This window comes from Sinorhizobium sp. GQ132 (assembly GCF_059758575.1).
The window spans coordinates 1-641 of record NZ_JCAXDX010000051.1 but is presented as its reverse complement, the minus strand read 5'-3'; the positions used below and the strand labels follow the sequence as shown (position 1 = coordinate 641).

General features: G+C 57.9%; 1 protein-coding gene. It reads left to right on the top strand.

Going from position 1 to position 641, the window contains the following annotated elements:
* The first annotated feature begins 56 nt into the window (after positions 1-56).
* Complete coding sequence (locus AC6CIG_RS29665; protein WP_127712057.1) at positions 57-623, top strand: UPF0149 family protein; 567 nt, start codon at positions 57-59, stop codon at positions 621-623.
* Positions 624-641 lie beyond the last annotated feature (18 nt).

The window sequence follows — 641 nt, the reverse complement described above, 5'->3', positions numbered from 1 at the left end:
CCCTGGGCCTGGAAGGCCGAACGCGAGGCCATTGCACGTCAGGAGCGACGGGCGGCATGACACAGAACAGCCAGGGGACGACGACCGCACGACCGAAGCTTGATGATGAGGCGTTCGAGGCGTTTATCAGGGCACGCCGTCCAGCATCGCCAATCTGGTCAATGAGCGGTCTCGATGGTTATCTTACGGCTCTCATCATCGGACCGAAGTTCATCGACCCACGCAAATGGATCCCGGAACTGACCGGTCCGGATGCCCTGAACCTGCCGATGGAAACGACCGAGCATCGGGCCGTACAGACCATTGTTGCGGAATATAACCGCATCTCGGCTAGCCTTTCCGAAACACCGAAAGACCACCGGCCCCGGTTCACCCGGATCGATGATCAGACCTTTGATATCTTCGATTGGGACCTCTGCTTTTTGTTGGGAACAGGATACGCGCCGAGGCTTTGGCAGCCGGTTCTTCGTGGTCATGCCGTCACTGGGGATATCATCGCACCCATCCGCAAGCTCGGCGAGGCAAAACGGAAAGTGACAAGCCAGGATGCTGCTGACGTCGCCGAAGCACTCGTCAATATCCGAACCTACTTTATGCCGAAGCGGGCAAAGCAGAAGTTCTGACCGAGCGCCAGAAACCTA

Coding starts and splice junctions, on each gene's coding strand:
- AC6CIG_RS29665 (WP_127712057.1), top strand. CDS start 57: ATGACACAGAACAGCCAGGGGACGACGACCGCACGACCGAAGCTTGAT.